14 protein-coding genes are annotated in these 15,054 nt (G+C 65.0%); 8 read left to right on the forward strand and 6 right to left on the reverse strand.

What is annotated here, in order from left to right; genetic code table 11:
* Positions 1-68: 68 nt before the first annotated feature.
* From acnA to ACNQQL_RS18615, 5 genes are all read right to left on the reverse strand, one after another.
* A complete protein-coding gene (gene acnA / locus ACNQQL_RS18595) occupies positions 69-2,786 on the reverse strand; it encodes an aconitate hydratase AcnA (RefSeq protein ID WP_347065022.1) in 2,718 nt (905 codons plus the stop codon).
* 52 nt (positions 2,787-2,838) lie between these two features.
* A complete protein-coding gene (locus ACNQQL_RS18600) occupies positions 2,839-4,290 on the reverse strand; it encodes a bifunctional 2-methylcitrate dehydratase/aconitate hydratase (protein ID WP_347065023.1) in 1,452 nt (483 codons plus the stop codon).
* Between the two features lie 23 nt (positions 4,291-4,313).
* The gene (locus ACNQQL_RS18605) at positions 4,314-4,829 is read right to left on the reverse strand and encodes a hypothetical protein (RefSeq protein ID WP_347065024.1); all 516 of its coding nucleotides are present in this window, start codon (positions 4,827-4,829) and stop codon (positions 4,314-4,316) included.
* Positions 4,830-5,059: 230 nt separating this feature from the next.
* Positions 5,060-6,067 (reverse strand): HpcH/HpaI aldolase/citrate lyase family protein, encoded by a 1,008-nt coding sequence (locus ACNQQL_RS18610; protein ID WP_204422608.1) that lies wholly within the window; start codon positions 6,065-6,067, stop codon positions 5,060-5,062.
* A gap of 179 nt (positions 6,068-6,246) precedes the next feature.
* A complete protein-coding gene (locus ACNQQL_RS18615) occupies positions 6,247-7,233 on the reverse strand; it encodes a malate dehydrogenase (RefSeq protein ID WP_034180017.1) in 987 nt (328 codons plus the stop codon).
* A gap of 288 nt (positions 7,234-7,521) precedes the next feature.
* On the opposite strand from ACNQQL_RS18615, the gene ACNQQL_RS18620 reads away from it, so the two are divergent.
* The 7 genes from ACNQQL_RS18620 (at position 7,522) to gltA (ending at position 13,446) form a co-directional block, all read left to right on the forward strand.
* Positions 7,522-8,346, forward strand: coding sequence for a GntR family transcriptional regulator (locus ACNQQL_RS18620; RefSeq protein ID WP_208457401.1), 825 nt, complete (start codon positions 7,522-7,524; stop codon positions 8,344-8,346).
* Positions 8,347-8,516: 170 nt separating this feature from the next.
* Entirely contained in the window at positions 8,517-8,933 is a 417-nt protein-coding gene (sdhC, locus tag ACNQQL_RS18625; protein ID WP_034180016.1) for a succinate dehydrogenase, cytochrome b556 subunit, read from the forward strand.
* A 4-nt stretch (positions 8,934-8,937) separates the two neighbouring features.
* Positions 8,938-9,306, forward strand: coding sequence for a succinate dehydrogenase, hydrophobic membrane anchor protein (sdhD, locus tag ACNQQL_RS18630; RefSeq protein ID WP_034180015.1), 369 nt, complete (start codon positions 8,938-8,940; stop codon positions 9,304-9,306).
* A gap of 3 nt (positions 9,307-9,309) precedes the next feature.
* Positions 9,310-11,085, forward strand: a complete 1,776-nt coding sequence (sdhA, locus tag ACNQQL_RS18635) for a succinate dehydrogenase flavoprotein subunit (RefSeq protein WP_034180014.1) — start codon at positions 9,310-9,312, stop codon at positions 11,083-11,085.
* A gap of 21 nt (positions 11,086-11,106) precedes the next feature.
* The gene (locus ACNQQL_RS18640; RefSeq protein WP_011658352.1) at positions 11,107-11,808 is read left to right on the forward strand and encodes a succinate dehydrogenase iron-sulfur subunit; all 702 of its coding nucleotides are present in this window, start codon (positions 11,107-11,109) and stop codon (positions 11,806-11,808) included.
* A 10-nt stretch (positions 11,809-11,818) separates the two neighbouring features.
* Positions 11,819-12,091 carry a succinate dehydrogenase assembly factor 2 gene (locus ACNQQL_RS18645; RefSeq protein WP_031400668.1) on the forward strand — a complete coding sequence of 91 codons (273 nt, stop codon included), beginning with the start codon at positions 11,819-11,821 and terminating at the stop codon, positions 12,089-12,091.
* 53 nt (positions 12,092-12,144) lie between these two features.
* Complete coding sequence (gene gltA / locus ACNQQL_RS18650) at positions 12,145-13,446, forward strand: citrate synthase (protein ID WP_014899964.1); 1,302 nt, start codon at positions 12,145-12,147, stop codon at positions 13,444-13,446.
* Positions 13,447-13,535: 89 nt separating this feature from the next.
* Here gltA and ACNQQL_RS18655 read toward each other — a convergent pair whose 3' ends face one another.
* Positions 13,536-14,501, reverse strand: a complete 966-nt coding sequence (locus tag ACNQQL_RS18655) for an AraC family transcriptional regulator (RefSeq protein WP_347065025.1) — start codon at positions 14,499-14,501, stop codon at positions 13,536-13,538.
* 71 nt (positions 14,502-14,572) lie between these two features.
* Between ACNQQL_RS18655 and ACNQQL_RS18660 the strand changes: the two genes are divergently transcribed.
* Positions 14,573-14,962, forward strand: a complete 390-nt coding sequence (locus tag ACNQQL_RS18660) for a VOC family protein (RefSeq protein WP_347065026.1) — start codon at positions 14,573-14,575, stop codon at positions 14,960-14,962.
* Positions 14,963-15,054 lie beyond the last annotated feature (92 nt).

Raw genomic sequence — 15,054 nt, forward strand, 5'->3', positions numbered from 1 at the left:
ACGAGGTCGGGCATCCAAATCGGCCGCAACCGCCGCGAGCGGCTGCGGCACCTGCAAAAGCAGGGCGCTTACGCTGCGAGCAGCGAGCGCAGCACGAACGGCAGGATACCGCCGTGCTTGTAGTAGTCGACTTCGATCGGCGTATCGATGCGCAGCAGCACCTGCACGCGCTGCGTTTCGCCGTTCTTGCGGTTGATCACGAGCGTGACGTCCTGCTGCGGCTTGAAGTCGTCGCCGAGGCCTTCGATGTCGTACGTCTCGTCGCCGGTGATGCCGAGCGACTGGACGCTGTCCGAGCCCTTGAACTGCAGCGGCAGCACGCCCATGCCGACCAGGTTCGAGCGGTGGATCCGCTCGAAGCTGCGTGCGATCACGGCCTTCACGCCGAGCAGTTGCGTGCCCTTCGCGGCCCAGTCGCGCGACGAGCCCGTGCCGTACTCTTCGCCCGCGAACACGACGGTCGGCGTGTCGGCAGCGATGTATTGCATCGCTGCATCATAGATCGACTGCTGTTCGCCGCTCGGCTGGTGGATCGTCAGGCCGCCTTCGATGCGCGTGCCGTCCGCCTTCACCGGGATCATCAGGTTCTTGATCCGGACGTTCGCGAACGTGCCGCGCATCATCACGTCGTGATTGCCGCGGCGCGAGCCGTAGCTGTTGAAGTCGGCCTTCTGCACGCCGTTTTCCTTCAGCCACTTGCCTGCCGGCGAGTCTTCCTTGATCGAGCCTGCCGGGCTGATGTGGTCGGTCGTGACCGAGTCGCCGAAGATGCCCAGTGCGCGCGCGCCCTTGACCGACGGGATCGAAGCGGCCGGTTCCATCGAGAAGTCGTTGCCGAAGAACGGCGGCTCGGCGATGTACGTCGACTTCGGCCAGTCGTAGACCTGGCCCGATTCGCCCTCGATCTTGCTCCAGAGGTCGCCCTTCTTGGTCAGCTTCGAGTAGTTGTCCTCGAACTTCTTCGGATCGAGCGCGAACTTGAGCAGCGCGTTGATTTCATCGCTCGTCGGCCAGATGTCGCCGAGGTAGATGTCGCGGCCGCCCTTGCCCTTGCCGACCGGCTCGGTCATCAGGTCGCGCGTGATGTTGCCGGCGATCGCGTACGCGACGACGAGCGGCGGCGACGCGAGGAAGTTCGCGCGGATGTTCGGGTGGATACGCGCTTCGAAGTTACGGTTGCCCGACAGCACGGCTGCCGCGACGATGTCGTTCTTCGTGATCGCTTCGTTCAGTTCCGGCGTCAGGTCGCCCGCGTTGCCGATACAGGTCGTGCAGCCGTAGGCGGCGACTTCGAAGCCGAGCTTCGCGAGGTAGGGCAGCAGGCCCGTCTTCGTCAGGTACTCGGTGACGATGCGCGATCCCGGCGCGAGCGACGTCTTGATGTGCGGCGCGACGGTCAGGCCGGCTTCGACGGCCTTCTTCGCGAGCAGGCCGGCGGCCAGCAGCACGCTCGGGTTCGACGTGTTCGTGCACGACGTGATCGCGGCGATCAGCACGTCGCCGTTCTTCACGTCGACGCCGTTGCTCGTCGTGTACTGCGTGTTCAGGTCATCCGCCTTCTTCGCGAAGCCGTTCTCCGCGACCGGCTTCGAGAACAGGTCGGTGAACGTCGACTTGACGTTGCCGATCTCGATGCGGTCCTGCGGGCGCTTCGGGCCGGCCAGCGACGGTGCGACCGTCGCGAGGTCGAGCGTGACCGTCTTCGTGTAGTCGATGTCGCCGGCCTTCGGGATGCCGAACAGCTTCTGCGCCTTGAAGTAGTTTTCGAACGCGGCGATTTCCGCCTTCGTGCGGCCCGTGCCTTCGAAGTAGTCGATCGTCTTTTCATCGACCGGGAAGAAGCCCATCGTCGCGCCGTATTCCGGCGCCATGTTGCCGATCGTTGCGCGGTCCGGCAGCGACAGCGACTTCGTGCCTTCGCCGAAGAATTCGACGAACTTGCCGACGACCTTCTCCTTGCGCAGCATTTCGGTGATCGTCAGCACGAGGTCGGTGGCCGTCACGCCTTCGCGCAGCTTGCCCTTCAGCTCGACGCCGACGACGTCCGGCGTCAGGAAGTACACCGGCTGGCCGAGCATGCCGGCTTCGGCTTCGATGCCGCCCACGCCCCAGCCGACCACGCCGATGCCGTTGATCATCGTCGTGTGGCTGTCCGTGCCGACGAGGGTATCCGGGTAGTACACGGTGTCGCCGCCGTCCGCCTTCTTGTGGACGCCGCGCGCGAGATATTCGAGGTTCACCTGGTGGACGATGCCGACGCCCGGCGGCACGACCTTGAACGTGTCGAAGGCCTGCATGCCCCACTTCATGAACTGGTAGCGCTCGTTGTTGCGCTGGAATTCCAGTTTCATGTTCAGGTCGAGCGCGTCCTTCTGGCGGAAGTAGTCGATCTGGACCGAGTGGTCGACGACGAGATCGACCGGGACCAGCGGCTCGATCTTCTTCGGGTTCTTGCCGGTGCGCTCGGCGACGCCGCGCATGGCCGCGATGTCGGCGAGCAGCGGCACGCCCGTGAAGTCCTGCAGCACGACGCGCGACACCACGAACGGAATCTCGTCGACGCGCTTCGCGGTCGGCTTCCAGTTCGCGAGCTGCTCGATGTGCTCTTCGGTGATTTTCTTGCCGTCGTAGTTACGCAGCACGGACTCGAGCACGATACGGATCGACACCGGCAGGCGCTCGATCTTCGTCTTCAGCTCCTTGCCGAGTTGCGGCAGCGAGTAGAACTTGCCTTTGCCGGAACCGCTGTCGAATTCCTTGAGGGTCTTGTGGAGATTGTGGGCCATGGTGATTTTCCTGGGTTTAAGGCTAGGAAACAACGTGTCCTGTAGATGACGGCTATATCACATACAAGTCGACGTACTCATCGACCGGCATCGCTTCGAGCTTTGCCTGGTCCAGCGACACGTCGAGAATCGCTTGTTGCTGCTTTGCCGGGAAGCGGCGGGCGAGGTTGGTCCGGAACTTCTCGACCAGCAGCGGGATGCCGTCCGCGCGGCGTCGCTTGTGGCCGAGCGGGTATTCGACCGCCACCTCGGCAAGCTTCGATCCGTCCTTGAATTCGATCGTCAGCGCATTCGCGATCGATCGCTTGTCCGGATCGTGGTAATCCTTCGTGAACTGCGGATCCTCGACGCACACGGTTTTCGCGCGCAGCGCGTCGATGCGCGGGTCCGCCGCGGCCGCATCCTCGTAGTCGGTCGCGGTCAGCCGGCCGAACAGCAACGGCACGGCGACCATGTACTGGATGCAGTGGTCGCGGTCGGCCGGATTGGCGAGCGGGCCCTGCTTGTCGATGATGCGGATCGCGGCCGCATGCGTGCGGATCGTGATGCGGCCGATGTCGTCGATCGTGCGGCCCGCCGCGGCGAGCTGCGCGTGCAGCTGCAGCGCGGCCTCGGCGGCCGTCTGCGCATGGAATTCGGCGGGGAACGCGATCTTGAACAGCACGTTTTCCATCACGTACGTGCCGTACGGGCGCTGGAAGCGAAACGGCTGTCCGTCGAACAGCACGTCGTAGAAGCCCCAGGTCTTTGCGGTGAGCGCCGACGGGTAGCCCATTTCGCCGGTTTTCGCGATCAGCGCGAGGCGCACCGCGCGGGACGTGGCATCGCCGGCCGCCCACGACTTGCGCGAACCCGTGTTCGGTGCGTGGCGGTAGGTGCGCAGCGCGTGGCCGTCGACGAACGCGTTGGATACCGCGTTGATCAGCTCGTCGCGCGTGAGCCCGAGCAGCCGGCCGACGACGGCCGTCGACGCGACCTTCACGAGCAGCACGTGGTCGAGCCCGACCGCATTGAACGAATTCTCGAGTGCCAGGCAGCCCTGGATCTCGTGGGCCTGGATCATCGCGACCAGCACGTCGCGCATGAGCAGAGGCTTTCGGCCGGCCGCGACGGCCGTGCGGGAGAGCCAGTCGGCCGTCGCCAGGATCCCGCCGAGATTGTCGGACGGATGACCCCATTCGGCGGCGAGCCAGGTGTCGTTGAAGTCCAGCCAGCGGATCATCGCGCCGATGTCGAACGCGGCCTGGACGGGATCGAGCTGGAAGGACGTGCCGGGCACCTTCGCGCCGTTCGGCACGATCGTGCCGGGCACGACGGGGCCGAGCAGCTTGGTGCAGGCAGGGTAGGACAGCGCCTCGAGTCCGCATCCGAGCGTGTCGATCAGGCAATGACGCGCCGTCTCCAGCGCGAGCGCGCTGTCGATGCCGGTGTCCAGCACGTAGTCGACGATATCGACGAGTACCGTATCCGGAGCAGGGCGGACGTTGGAGACCGGGGCGGACATCGAGGGGCCGGGGAGGAACGCGCTTAGTTCGTTGCCGGCTTCAGCTCGTTCGACTGCGTCGGTGCCGGCGTGCCTTGCGCCATTTCCGGCGTCACGCACTCGTCCGCGAGGCGCTCGCCGCCGTTCGCGTCGGAGAACAGCATCGCCTTGGACGGGATCACGACCAGCTTGAAACCTGCTGCCGGATCGTAGAACGTGTCGGCGCCCGTCGTCGTGGCTTGACGCGGCAGCTTGTAGTTCTTCTTCGCCCAGTGAACCGTGACGACCTGGTCGCGCTTCATGTCGCCGGCGAGGTCGAACGACAGGCCATCCTTACAGGCCCACTTGACCGCGCCGTCCGGTACCGGATCGACCTTGGCAGCGGCGCGCGCCTGCGCCTTCTTGCTGCGCGGGATGATGCGCTTGGCCGGCGCCGGGCGCTTGGCCGCGGCCTTCTTCGCGGTCGTGGTGGCCGTACCCTGGGCAAACGCGCTCGGAGCCGAGACCAGCATCGTGGCGGACAAGGCGCCGATGACGGTAGCGATCAGGAGTTTCTTCATGGAGTCAGAACCTTTCGATAATCAGTTGACAAGGGCCGGCAATCGAAGCTGCCGGCCGGTTTGAAACTGCACGCGCCCCGAAAGCGCGCAGCGGCCGCTATTTTCACCTATTTGGCCGCGCATATTTCAGGTTTTCGGGCTCCGTTACGTTTTTTGTCGTTTCGCAAACCTCTGTCCGGTTCGCGCCTCGGCGAATGCATGAAATTCGTGTATCGGCCGGCGGCGCGCGCTCACTGCGCGTCGCCCGCGGCGGCCGGGCCGAACAGCGGCGCGGCCTCGGCCGGTACGGGCTGGCCGGTGGCCCGCGCGCGGCGCAGCACCGACCAGTAATAGCGATAGCTCGCGCGATCGTGCAGCGTATCACCGTGGCGCGTCGGGCCCCAGTCGGCGGCCTGCGCGGCGAGCAGGATCTCGGCGGCCAGCACGACCTCGTCGGTGCGCGGCGCGAATGCGTCGACGATCGGGCGGATCTGCGCGGGGTGGATGCTCCACATCCGCGTGAACGCGAATTCGTCGCGCGCGCGGCGCGCATCGGCGGCGACGACGCTCATGTCGCGCACCTCGGTCGTCACGTTGTGCGACGGCGTCTTGCCGTGCGCGTGGCAGGCCGCGGCGATTTCCAGCTTCGCGCGGCGCACGAGCGGGTGTTCGAACTGGCCGGGCGAGCGCATCGCGGCATCGGGAATCGCGCCGTGGTGCGCGGAGACGAAATCCATCAGCCCGAAGCTCAGCGTGCCGACCATCGGCAGCGCGGCGAGGGCGGCCGCCTGCGCGAGCGCGCCGTGCGTCTCGACCAGCACGTCGACCGGGATCGGCTGCGCGATGCCGAGCTCGCGGCGCGCGCCTTCGATGAACGCGGCCATTTCGGCCGCGTCGGCGGCGTTCGCGATCTTCGGCAGCGTGATGTAGGCGGGCGCACGGGCGGCGCGCAGCACGATGCGGACATCGTCGCGCCAGTGCGGGTGGGAAAAGTCGTGGATCCGTACGCCGACGCGCCCGAAGCGGTTCTCGGCGCTGCCGAGCAGCTCGGCGACGAGTTCCGCGTGTGCGGCTTCCTGGCCGACGGCCGCGCCGTCCTCGCAGTCGAGCGTGATGTCGAATACGGGGCCCGTTTCGGCCTGCAGCGCGAGCGACTTGCGCATCAGCTTCTCGCTGCCCGCGTAGTGATCGCAGCATGGCAGGATCGCGGGCGGGGACGCCCCGTCGTACAGCACTTGTGCAGGAGTGAGCGCGGCCATCTCTTCTACGTCAGGGAAGCGGGTCAACGTGGAGAAAATCGGATTCGGGCGCGTTCTGGGCCGATGCGCGGGGCGCAAGAGGCGGCAAAACGTGCCCGGATCGGATCGGGCGGCAGGGCCGGCGGCTTGCCGGCCCTGCGGTGACGAGCGCCCGGAGGCTGCCCGTCACGGTACTGAAATTAGTTCTTCAGCAGGTGGGCGACGCCATCGCGCTCTTCGAGCAGCTCGGCCAGCGTGCCGTCCATCTTCTCGCGCGAGAACGCGTCGATTTCCAGGCCTTCGACGCGCTTGTACTCGCCGTTTTCGCAAACGACCGGCACGCCGTAGATGATGTCTTCGGGGATGCCGTACGAGCCGTCCGACGGGATGCCCATCGTGACCCACTTGCCGTTCGTGCCGAGCACCCAGTCACGGACGTGGTCGATCGCCGCGTTGGCTGCCGATGCGGCCGACGACAGGCCGCGCGCTTCGATGATCGCCGCGCCGCGCTTGCCGACGGTCGGGATGAACGTGTCGCGGTTCCACACGTCGTCGTTGATCAGCTTCAGCATCGATTCGCCTTCGGCGGTCGCGAAGCGGAAGTCCGGGTACATCGTCGGCGAGTGGTTGCCCCACACAGCGAGCTTCTCGATCGATGCGACCGGCTTGCCCGACTTGGCGGCGAGCTGCGACAGCGCGCGGTTGTGGTCGAGGCGCAGCATGGCCGTGAAGTTCTTCTTCGGCAGGTCCGGTGCCGACTTCATCGCGATGTACGCGTTCGTGTTCGCCGGGTTGCCGACGACCAGCACCTTCACGTCGCGGCTCGCGACTTCGTTCAGCGCGGCGCCCTGAACCGTGAAGATCTCGGCGTTCGCCGACAGCAGGTCCTTGCGCTCCATGCCCTTCGAGCGCGGACGCGCACCGACCAGCAGCGCGACGTCGGCGTCCTTGAATGCAACCTTCGGATCGTCGGTGATCACGACGCCCGCGAGCAGCGGGAACGCGCAATCGTCGAGTTCCATCACGACGCCTTTGACGGCGGCTTGGGCTTGCGGGAGGTCGAGCAGTTGCAGGATGACCGGCTGGTCCTTGCCGAGCAGGTCGCCGTTCGCGATGCGGAACAGCAGGGAGTAAGCGATTTGACCTGCGGCGCCGGTGACGGCAACGCGCTTTGCGGGCTTAGCCATTGAAAATCTCCAGGACGGGTGAAGCGTTGGACGCTAGCGAAAACGCCATTCTATGCGCGTTGTGCGTAACGTTGCATTGAAGCAGGGCGGAGGACTCGCGATGGCAGACGCGGTGAACCTGGAGACGGCCGTGGCACGTAGCCTGGGACGCGCTTTTGCACCCGCGAACCCTTGCTCGACCGGGAGTGTAGGAGCCGTCACGCGCAAAGTCAAACGGTATCATATGTCTTATATAAGACAGATGTTTTGCCGAAATTGAGTGGACGAAAAAGTGCGGTTTGTGATGAAATGCGCGCCATGACATCGAACCAGGCGAATACCGCGAATCAGACCGGCGCAGGCGGCCCAGGGCAGCCGGGCGCGGGCGATTCCGCGCCTTCGCCCGCGGCATCCGCGTCGCCGACGTTCAGCCCTTTATACCAGCAGATCAAGTCATTGATCACGCAAAGTCTCGAAACCGGCGAATGGAAGCCGGGCGAGATCATTCCGAGCGAAGTGGAGCTCGCCGCCCGTTACAAGGTCAGCCAGGGCACCGTTCGCAAGGCGATCGACGAACTGGCCGCCGAAAATCTCGTGGTCCGGCGGCAGGGCAAGGGTACTTTTGTTGCAACGCACAACGAGGATCGCGCGCAATTCCGCTTCCTGCGTCTGCTTGCCGACGACGGTGCCGAGCACCCGCACGTGAGCCGCCTGCTCGAATGCCGGCGCCTGCGTGCGCCGGCCGAGATCGCGCGGCAGCTCGACCTGAAGCCGGCCGATCCCGTCGTGCAGGTGCGTCGCCTGCTGGAGTTCGACAGCGAGGTGACGGTGCTCGACGAGATCTGGCTGCCGGGCGCGATGTTTCGCGGGCTCACGTTCGAGCGGCTGAGCGAGTACAAGGGGCCGCTCTACGCGATGTTCGAGACGGAGTTCGGCACGCGGATGATCCGCGCGACGGAGAAGATCCGCGCGGTCGCGGCGGATCCGGCGGTGGCCGACCTGCTGCATGTGCCCGCGGGTTTTCCGTTGCTGTCGGTCGAGCGCGTGTCCTATACGTACGGGGATCGGCCGGTGGAAGTGCGGCGCGGCTGGTATGTCACAACCGGGTACTACTATCAGAATGACTTGAGCTGACGACGGTTCGGCTCAAGCCGAGTGCATTCGCGATTCCCACGCTCGCGAAGCACGTTTCGGGCCGCCTTTGTTCTCGTTCGCGCAACTATCCAGAGCAGACTTTCGCTGCAGCGCGATATAAAAAGGCGCTAAAATCGCGGATTAGTGTGACAACATAGTAGGGGTCTAGCATGACTGACGCAGTAAGAAAACCGAGGCCGGAATACCGGAACATCGGATTCGGCGATATCACGATGAAATATCGCATGCCGCTGGCAGCGACTTTGTCGATCCTCCATCGAGTCAGCGGTGCGCTGCTGTTCTTGTTCCTGCCGTTCCTGCTGTTCCTCTTCGACCAGAGCCTGACGTCCGAGCTCAGCTTCGAAGTCTTCAAGGCCTTCCTCTCCAACATCGTCGTCAAGCTGATCGTCCTCGCGTTGTCTTGGGCCTTCTTCCACCATTTCTGCGCCGGCATTCGCCACCTGCTGATGGACGTCAACCACGACGCCGTCACGAAGGAAAGCGGCAAGCGGACGGCAGTCGTCGTCTTTGTCGTCTCGATCGCGCTGACGATCGCCATGGCACTCAAACTGTTCGGAGCATTCTAAGAAAATGGCAGCCAATAACCGAATCGGCTCGAAGCGCCTCGTCGTCGGCGCGCACTACGGCCTGCGCGACTGGCTCGCGCAGCGTATCACCGCCACGATCATGGCGGTCTACACGGTCATCCTGCTCGTCCTGTTCTTCGGCGCGCACGATTTCTCGTACGAAGGCTGGGCGTCGATCTTCTCCGCGCAATGGATGAAGCTCGCGACCTTCGTGATGCTGCTTTCCCTCTTCTACCACGCATGGGTCGGCGTGCGCGACATCTGGATGGATTACGTGAAGCCCGTCGGTGTGCGCCTGCTGCTGCAATCGCTGACCATCGTCTGGCTGCTCGCATGTGCGGGCTACGCCGCGCAGATTCTCTGGAGAGTGTAAAGAATGGCTGCAATCAAAACTTCCCTCCCGCGTCGCAAGTTCGACGTAGTGATCGTCGGCGCGGGCGGCTCCGGCTTGCGCGCGGCGCTGCAACTGTCGCGCGCGGGCCTGTCGGTCGGCGTGCTGTCGAAGGTGTTCCCGACGCGTTCGCACACGGTGGCCGCGCAGGGCGGCATCGGCGCATCGCTCGGCAACATGAGCGAAGACAACTGGCACTTCCACTTCTACGACACGATCAAGGGCTCCGACTGGCTCGGCGACCAGGACGCGATCGAATTCATGTGCCGTGAAGCGCCGAACGTCGTGTACGAACTCGAGCACTTCGGCATGCCGTTCGACCGCAACGCGGACGGCACGATCTATCAGCGCCCGTTCGGCGGCCACACCGCGAACTACGGCGAGAAGCCGGTCCAGCGCGCATGCGCGGCCGCCGACCGTACCGGTCACGCGCTGCTGCACACGCTGTACCAGCAGAACGTCGAGGCGAAGACGCAGTTCTTCGTCGAATGGATGGCGCTCGACCTGATCCGCGACGCGGACGGCGACGTGCTCGGCGTGACGGCCCTCGAGATGGAAACGGGCGACGTCTACATCATGGAAGGCAAGACGACGCTGTTCGCGACGGGCGGCGCAGGCCGGATCTTCGCGGCATCGACCAACGCGTTCATCAACACCGGCGACGGCCTCGGCATGGCCGCGCGTTCGGGCATCGCGCTGCAGGACATGGAGTTCTGGCAGTTCCACCCGACCGGCGTGGCCGGCGCGGGCGTGCTGATCACCGAAGGCGTGCGCGGCGAAGGCGGCATCCTGCGCAACGCGAACGGCGAGCGCTTCATGGAGCGCTATGCACCGACGCTGAAGGATCTGGCGCCGCGTGACTTCGTGTCGCGCTCGATGGACCAGGAAATCAAGGAAGGCCGCGGCGTGGGTCCGAACAAGGATCACGTGCTGCTCGACCTGTCGCACATCGGCGCCGAGACGATCATGAAGCGTCTGCCGTCGATCCGCGAAATCGCGCTGAAGTTCGCGAACGTCGATGCGATCAAGGAACCGATCCCGGTCGTCCCGACGATCCACTATCAGATGGGCGGCATCCCGACCAACATCCACGGTCAGGTCGTCGGCACGTCGCGCGATCACAAGGAACCGGTCAACGGCTTCTACGCAGTGGGCGAGTGCTCGTGCGTGTCCGTGCACGGCGCGAACCGCCTCGGCACGAACTCGCTGCTGGACCTCGTGGTGTTCGGCCGTGCGGCCGGCAACCACATCGTCGAGCACGTGAAGAACCAGAAGGAACACAAGCCGCTGCCGGCCGATGCAGGCGAATTCTCGCTGGCGCGCCTGAACAAGCTCGACAAGTCGACGTCGGGCGAATACACGCAGGACGTCGCGAACGACATTCGCGCGACGATGCAGAAGCATGCAGGCGTGTTCCGCACGTCGGCGCTGCTGAAGGAAGGCGTCGACCAGATGGCCGGCCTGGCGGCGCGCGTGGAAAGCATCCACCTGAAGGACAAGTCGAAGGTGTTCAACACCGCGCGCGTCGAAGCGCTCGAGTTGGAGAACCTGATCGAAGTCGCCCGCGCGACGATGGTGTCGGCGGAAGCGCGCAAGGAAAGCCGTGGCGCGCATGCCCACAGCGACTACGAACACCGCGACGACGAGAACTGGCTGCGCCACACGCTGTGGTACAGCGAAGGCGATCGCCTCGACTACAAGCCGGTTCAAATGAAGCCGCTGACGGTCGAATCCGTGCCGCCGAAGCCGCGCACGTTCTAAGCCGAGTCAAAGGAATCCGAAATGGCAAAACGCATTTTTGAAGTCTACCGCTACGATCCGGACAAGGACGCAGCGCCGCGCATGCAGACGTACGAACTCGAGATCCAGCACGAGCGCATGCTGCTCGACGCACTGGTCAAGCTGAAGGCAGTGGACGAGACGCTGTCGTTCCGCCGTTCGTGCCGCGAAGGCGTGTGCGGTTCGGACGCGATGAACATCAACGGCAAGAACGGTCTCGCGTGCCTGACGAACCTGAACGACCTGCCGCAGAAGATCGTGCTGCGTCCGCTGCCGGGCCTGCCCGTCGTGCGCGACCTGATCGTCGACATGACGCACTTCTTCAACCAGTATCACTCGATCAAGCCGTACCTGATCAACGACGCGCCGCCGCCGGAGAAGGAACGCCTCCAGTCGCCGGAAGAGCGCGACGAGCTCGACGGCGTGTACGAGTGCATTCTGTGCGCGAGCTGCTCGACGTCGTGCCCGAGCTTCTGGTGGAACCCGGACAAGTTCGTCGGCCCGGCCGGCCTGCTGCAGGCTTACCGCTTCATCGCGGACAGCCGCGACACGGCCACCGGCGAGCGTCTCGACAACCTGGAAGACCCGTACCGTCTGTTCCGTTGCCACACGATCATGAACTGCGTCGACGTTTGCCCGAAGGGCCTGAACCCGACGAAGGCGATCGGCAAGATCAAGGAACTGATGGTTCGCCGCGCGGTTTAAGGCCGGAGCAATGAGCGACGATTCGCATCAATCCGACCCGCACCGTCGCGCGCGCCTTCGCTGGCGCGCGCGGCGGGGTCTGCTGGAAAACGACATCATCTTCGAGCGTTTCTTCGGCAGATACGAGCATGACCTCACCGATGCAGACGTAGGCGCGTTGTCGCGCCTGCTCGATCTGAGCGACAACGACCTGATGGACTTGCTCCTCGCGCGCAAGGAACCAGAGGGCGACCTAGACAGCCCGGATATTCACCGGCTGTTGGAGATGCTGCGCAACGTGTAACGCGTTACGCCCGTTATCGAATCCCGTTTCTTTATTTCGATTGAGGATGTGCCATGACTCCGTCTGATGTTAAAGCCACGCTATCGTTCAGCGACAACTCGCCGAGCGTCGAACTGCCGATCTACAAGGGCACGATGGGCCCGGACGTAATCGACATCCGCAAGCTGTACGGCCAGACCGGCAAGTTCACGTACGACCCGGGCTTCATGTCGACGGCAGCTTGTAATTCGGCGATCACGTACATCGACGGCGACAAGGGCGAACTGCTGTACCGCGGTTACCCGATCGACAACCTCGCGCAAAACGCGGACTTCCTCGAAAGCTGCTACCTGCTGCTGAAGGGCGAACTGCCGAACGCAGCGCAGAAGAAGGAATTCGTCGACACCGTCACGAAGCACACGATGGTGCACGAGCAGATGCACTTCTTCTTCCGTGGCTTCCGCCGCGACGCGCACCCGATGGCGATCCTGGTCGCCGCGGTCGGCGCGCTGTCCGCGTTCTACCACGACTCGCTCGACATCAACGACCCGCGTCATCGTGAAGTATCGGCGATCCGCATGATCGCGAAGCTGCCGACGCTCGTCGCGATGGCGTACAAGTACAGCATCGGCCAGCCGTTCGTGTATCCGAAGAACTCGCTGTCGTACAGCGCGAACTTCATGCACATGATGTTCTCGAACCCGTGCGAAGAGTACAAGGTCAACGACGTGCTCGTCCGCGCACTCGACCGCATCCTGATCCTGCACGCCGACCACGAGCAGAACGCATCGACGTCGACGGTCCGCCTGGCCGGTTCGTCGGGCGCGAACCCGTTCGCGTGTATCGCGGCCGGTATCGCCTGTCTGTGGGGCCCGGCGCACGGCGGCGCGAACGAAGCCGCGCTGAACATGCTCGAGCAGATCGGTTCGCCGGACAACATCCCCGAATTCATCAAGCAGGTGAAGGACAAGAATTCGGGCGTGAAGCTGATGGGCTTCGGCCACCGCGTGTACAAGAACTACGACCCGCGCGCGAAGCTGATGCGCGAGACGTGCTACGAAGTGCTGAACGAACTGGGCCTGCACGACGACCCGCTGTTCAAGCTCGCGATGCAGCTCGAGAAGATCGCGCTGGAAGACGAATACTTCGTGTCGCGCAAGCTGTACCCGAACGTCGACTTCTACTCGGGCATCGTCCAGCGCGCGCTGGGCATCCCGACGTCGATGTTCACGTGTATCTTCGCGATGGCACGTACGGTCGGCTGGATCGCGCAGTGGAACGAAATGATTGCGGATCCGGAGCAGAAGATCGGCCGTCCGCGCCAGCTGTTCATCGGCGATACGCCGCGCGAAGCGAAGCCGATCAACGCACGTTAAGTCGTGTGCGGCGCGACGGCCGGCAGGCCGCTCGCGTCGGGCAATCGCAACGCCACGACACCCCGACGGGTCAGCCCGTCGGGGTGTTTTCATTTGCGCGCCGGATCGGCGCGGCGCTCCAGCGACGGCGGCCGCGTATCGAGCGCAGGCGCGTCTTCGTCGGGCGCGTGGCCGTGCTGCAGGAAGAACTGCCGGTACGCGCCAGGCGTCATCCCGCGCGCGGCGAGGAACTGGCGGTTGAAGTTCGCGGCATTCGGAATGCCGCAGCGCGCGGCGACCGTCGCGATCGGCCAGTCGGTGCCGACGAGATGGCGGCATGCGTGCGCGAGCCGCAGCCGCTGCACGTAGCGACCGACGCTTTCGCCGAGATGCCGGACGAACAGGCGCTGCAGCGTGCGCTCGGACATGTGCGCGGCAGCCGCGAGTGCGTCGATACGCAGCGGTTCGTGGAAGTGCCGGTCGATCGCGTCGAGCACGCGATCGAGGCGCTCGGCTTCGGGCGCGGCCGCATCGGCGCGCGGTGTCGTGCCGTCGGGCCCGCCGTACGCATGCGCGGTGGCGAGCGGCTCGCCGCCGGCTTCCGCGAGATCGGCGAGCGTGTCGAGCGCGGCCGCGAGTCTCACGCGCGGAGCAGGATCGAGCAGCCGCGGCAGCCGGGCGCGCATCGCGCAGGCCGTGTCGGTGTCGAAGCGCAGGCCCGGCGCCGCGCGCCGCAACAGCGAGCGCAGCGGTGCGTATTCGGGGCAGCAGTCGGCAAGCCGCCGCACCCAGTCGCCGTCGAACCAGACGACGAGCGCGACTTCGGGCGCATCGCGATCGATGCGCGCGTTCGACGACCAGGTGTGCGGCAGGTTGGGTGGCACGAGCACCAGATCGTCGTCCGTGTAGCGCGCGACGTGATCGCCGATGAAGCGCTGGCCGCGGCTGTTGAGCGTGAGCGTCAACTCGTATTCGGGATGGCGGTGCCATTCGAACGGAATGCGCGCGAGCTGGCGGTGGTACACGCGGATCGAACAGCCGGGAGCGAACGTCACGTGCTCGTACTGCGGTTTCATCGCGGCCTCCGGGTGGCGCGGGCTGCGCGCCGTGGCATGATCGTGAGCGATCGTCACCACGGAGCGATGCCATGTTTTCACATGTTTGCGTGGGCGTCGGCGATACGACGCGCGCCTACGATTTCTATGCGCCGCTGTTCGCGGAACTCGGGTTGCGCCTGAAGTTCCGCGAGCCGGACGGCTGGTCGGGCTGGATGCCGGCCGACGCCGACCGGCCGCTGTTCTTCTTCGGCCATCCGCTCGACGGCCGCGCACCCGAGCCGGGCAATGGCCACACGATCGCGTTCGACGCGCCGACGCGCGCGCACGTCGACCGCTGCCACGCGCTCGCGCTGCGGCACGGCGGCACCTGCGAAGGGCCGCCGGGCCTGCGGCCGCATTACCACCGCGATTACTACGGCGCATATTTCCGCGACCCGGACGACAACAAGCTCTGCGTGGTCTGCCATCGTCCCGAGTAATGCACGGTTGTCAGGATTGTATCGATAGTTGACCGGATAGCGGTGATGGCGGTCGTGCGCCGGCCGTACGCTGGCAGCACATCACGACACGC

The organism is Burkholderia sp. LFS061 (genome assembly GCF_047978125.1).
GTDB classification, from domain to species: domain Bacteria; phylum Pseudomonadota; class Gammaproteobacteria; order Burkholderiales; family Burkholderiaceae; genus Burkholderia; species Burkholderia pyrrocinia_C.

Coding starts and splice junctions, on each gene's coding strand:
- ACNQQL_RS18640 (WP_011658352.1), top strand. CDS start 11,107: ATGGCAAAACGCATTTTTGAAGTCTACCGCTACGATCCGGACAAGGAC.
- gltA (WP_014899964.1), top strand. CDS start 12,145: ATGACTCCGTCTGATGTTAAAGCCACGCTATCGTTCAGCGACAACTCG.
- ACNQQL_RS18620 (WP_208457401.1), top strand. CDS start 7,522: ATGCGCGCCATGACATCGAACCAGGCGAATACCGCGAATCAGACCGGC.
- ACNQQL_RS18645 (WP_031400668.1), top strand. CDS start 11,819: ATGAGCGACGATTCGCATCAATCCGACCCGCACCGTCGCGCGCGCCTT.
- ACNQQL_RS18610 (WP_204422608.1), bottom strand. CDS start 6,067: ATGGCCGCGCTCACTCCTGCACAAGTGCTGTACGACGGGGCGTCCCCG.
- ACNQQL_RS18655 (WP_347065025.1), bottom strand. CDS start 14,501: ATGAAACCGCAGTACGAGCACGTGACGTTCGCTCCCGGCTGTTCGATC.
- sdhC (WP_034180016.1), top strand. CDS start 8,517: ATGACTGACGCAGTAAGAAAACCGAGGCCGGAATACCGGAACATCGGA.
- ACNQQL_RS18600 (WP_347065023.1), bottom strand. CDS start 4,290: ATGTCCGCCCCGGTCTCCAACGTCCGCCCTGCTCCGGATACGGTACTC.
- sdhA (WP_034180014.1), top strand. CDS start 9,310: ATGGCTGCAATCAAAACTTCCCTCCCGCGTCGCAAGTTCGACGTAGTG.
- acnA (WP_347065022.1), bottom strand. CDS start 2,786: ATGGCCCACAATCTCCACAAGACCCTCAAGGAATTCGACAGCGGTTCC.
- ACNQQL_RS18615 (WP_034180017.1), bottom strand. CDS start 7,233: ATGGCTAAGCCCGCAAAGCGCGTTGCCGTCACCGGCGCCGCAGGTCAA.
- ACNQQL_RS18605 (WP_347065024.1), bottom strand. CDS start 4,829: ATGAAGAAACTCCTGATCGCTACCGTCATCGGCGCCTTGTCCGCCACG.
- sdhD (WP_034180015.1), top strand. CDS start 8,938: ATGGCAGCCAATAACCGAATCGGCTCGAAGCGCCTCGTCGTCGGCGCG.
- ACNQQL_RS18660 (WP_347065026.1), top strand. CDS start 14,573: ATGTTTTCACATGTTTGCGTGGGCGTCGGCGATACGACGCGCGCCTAC.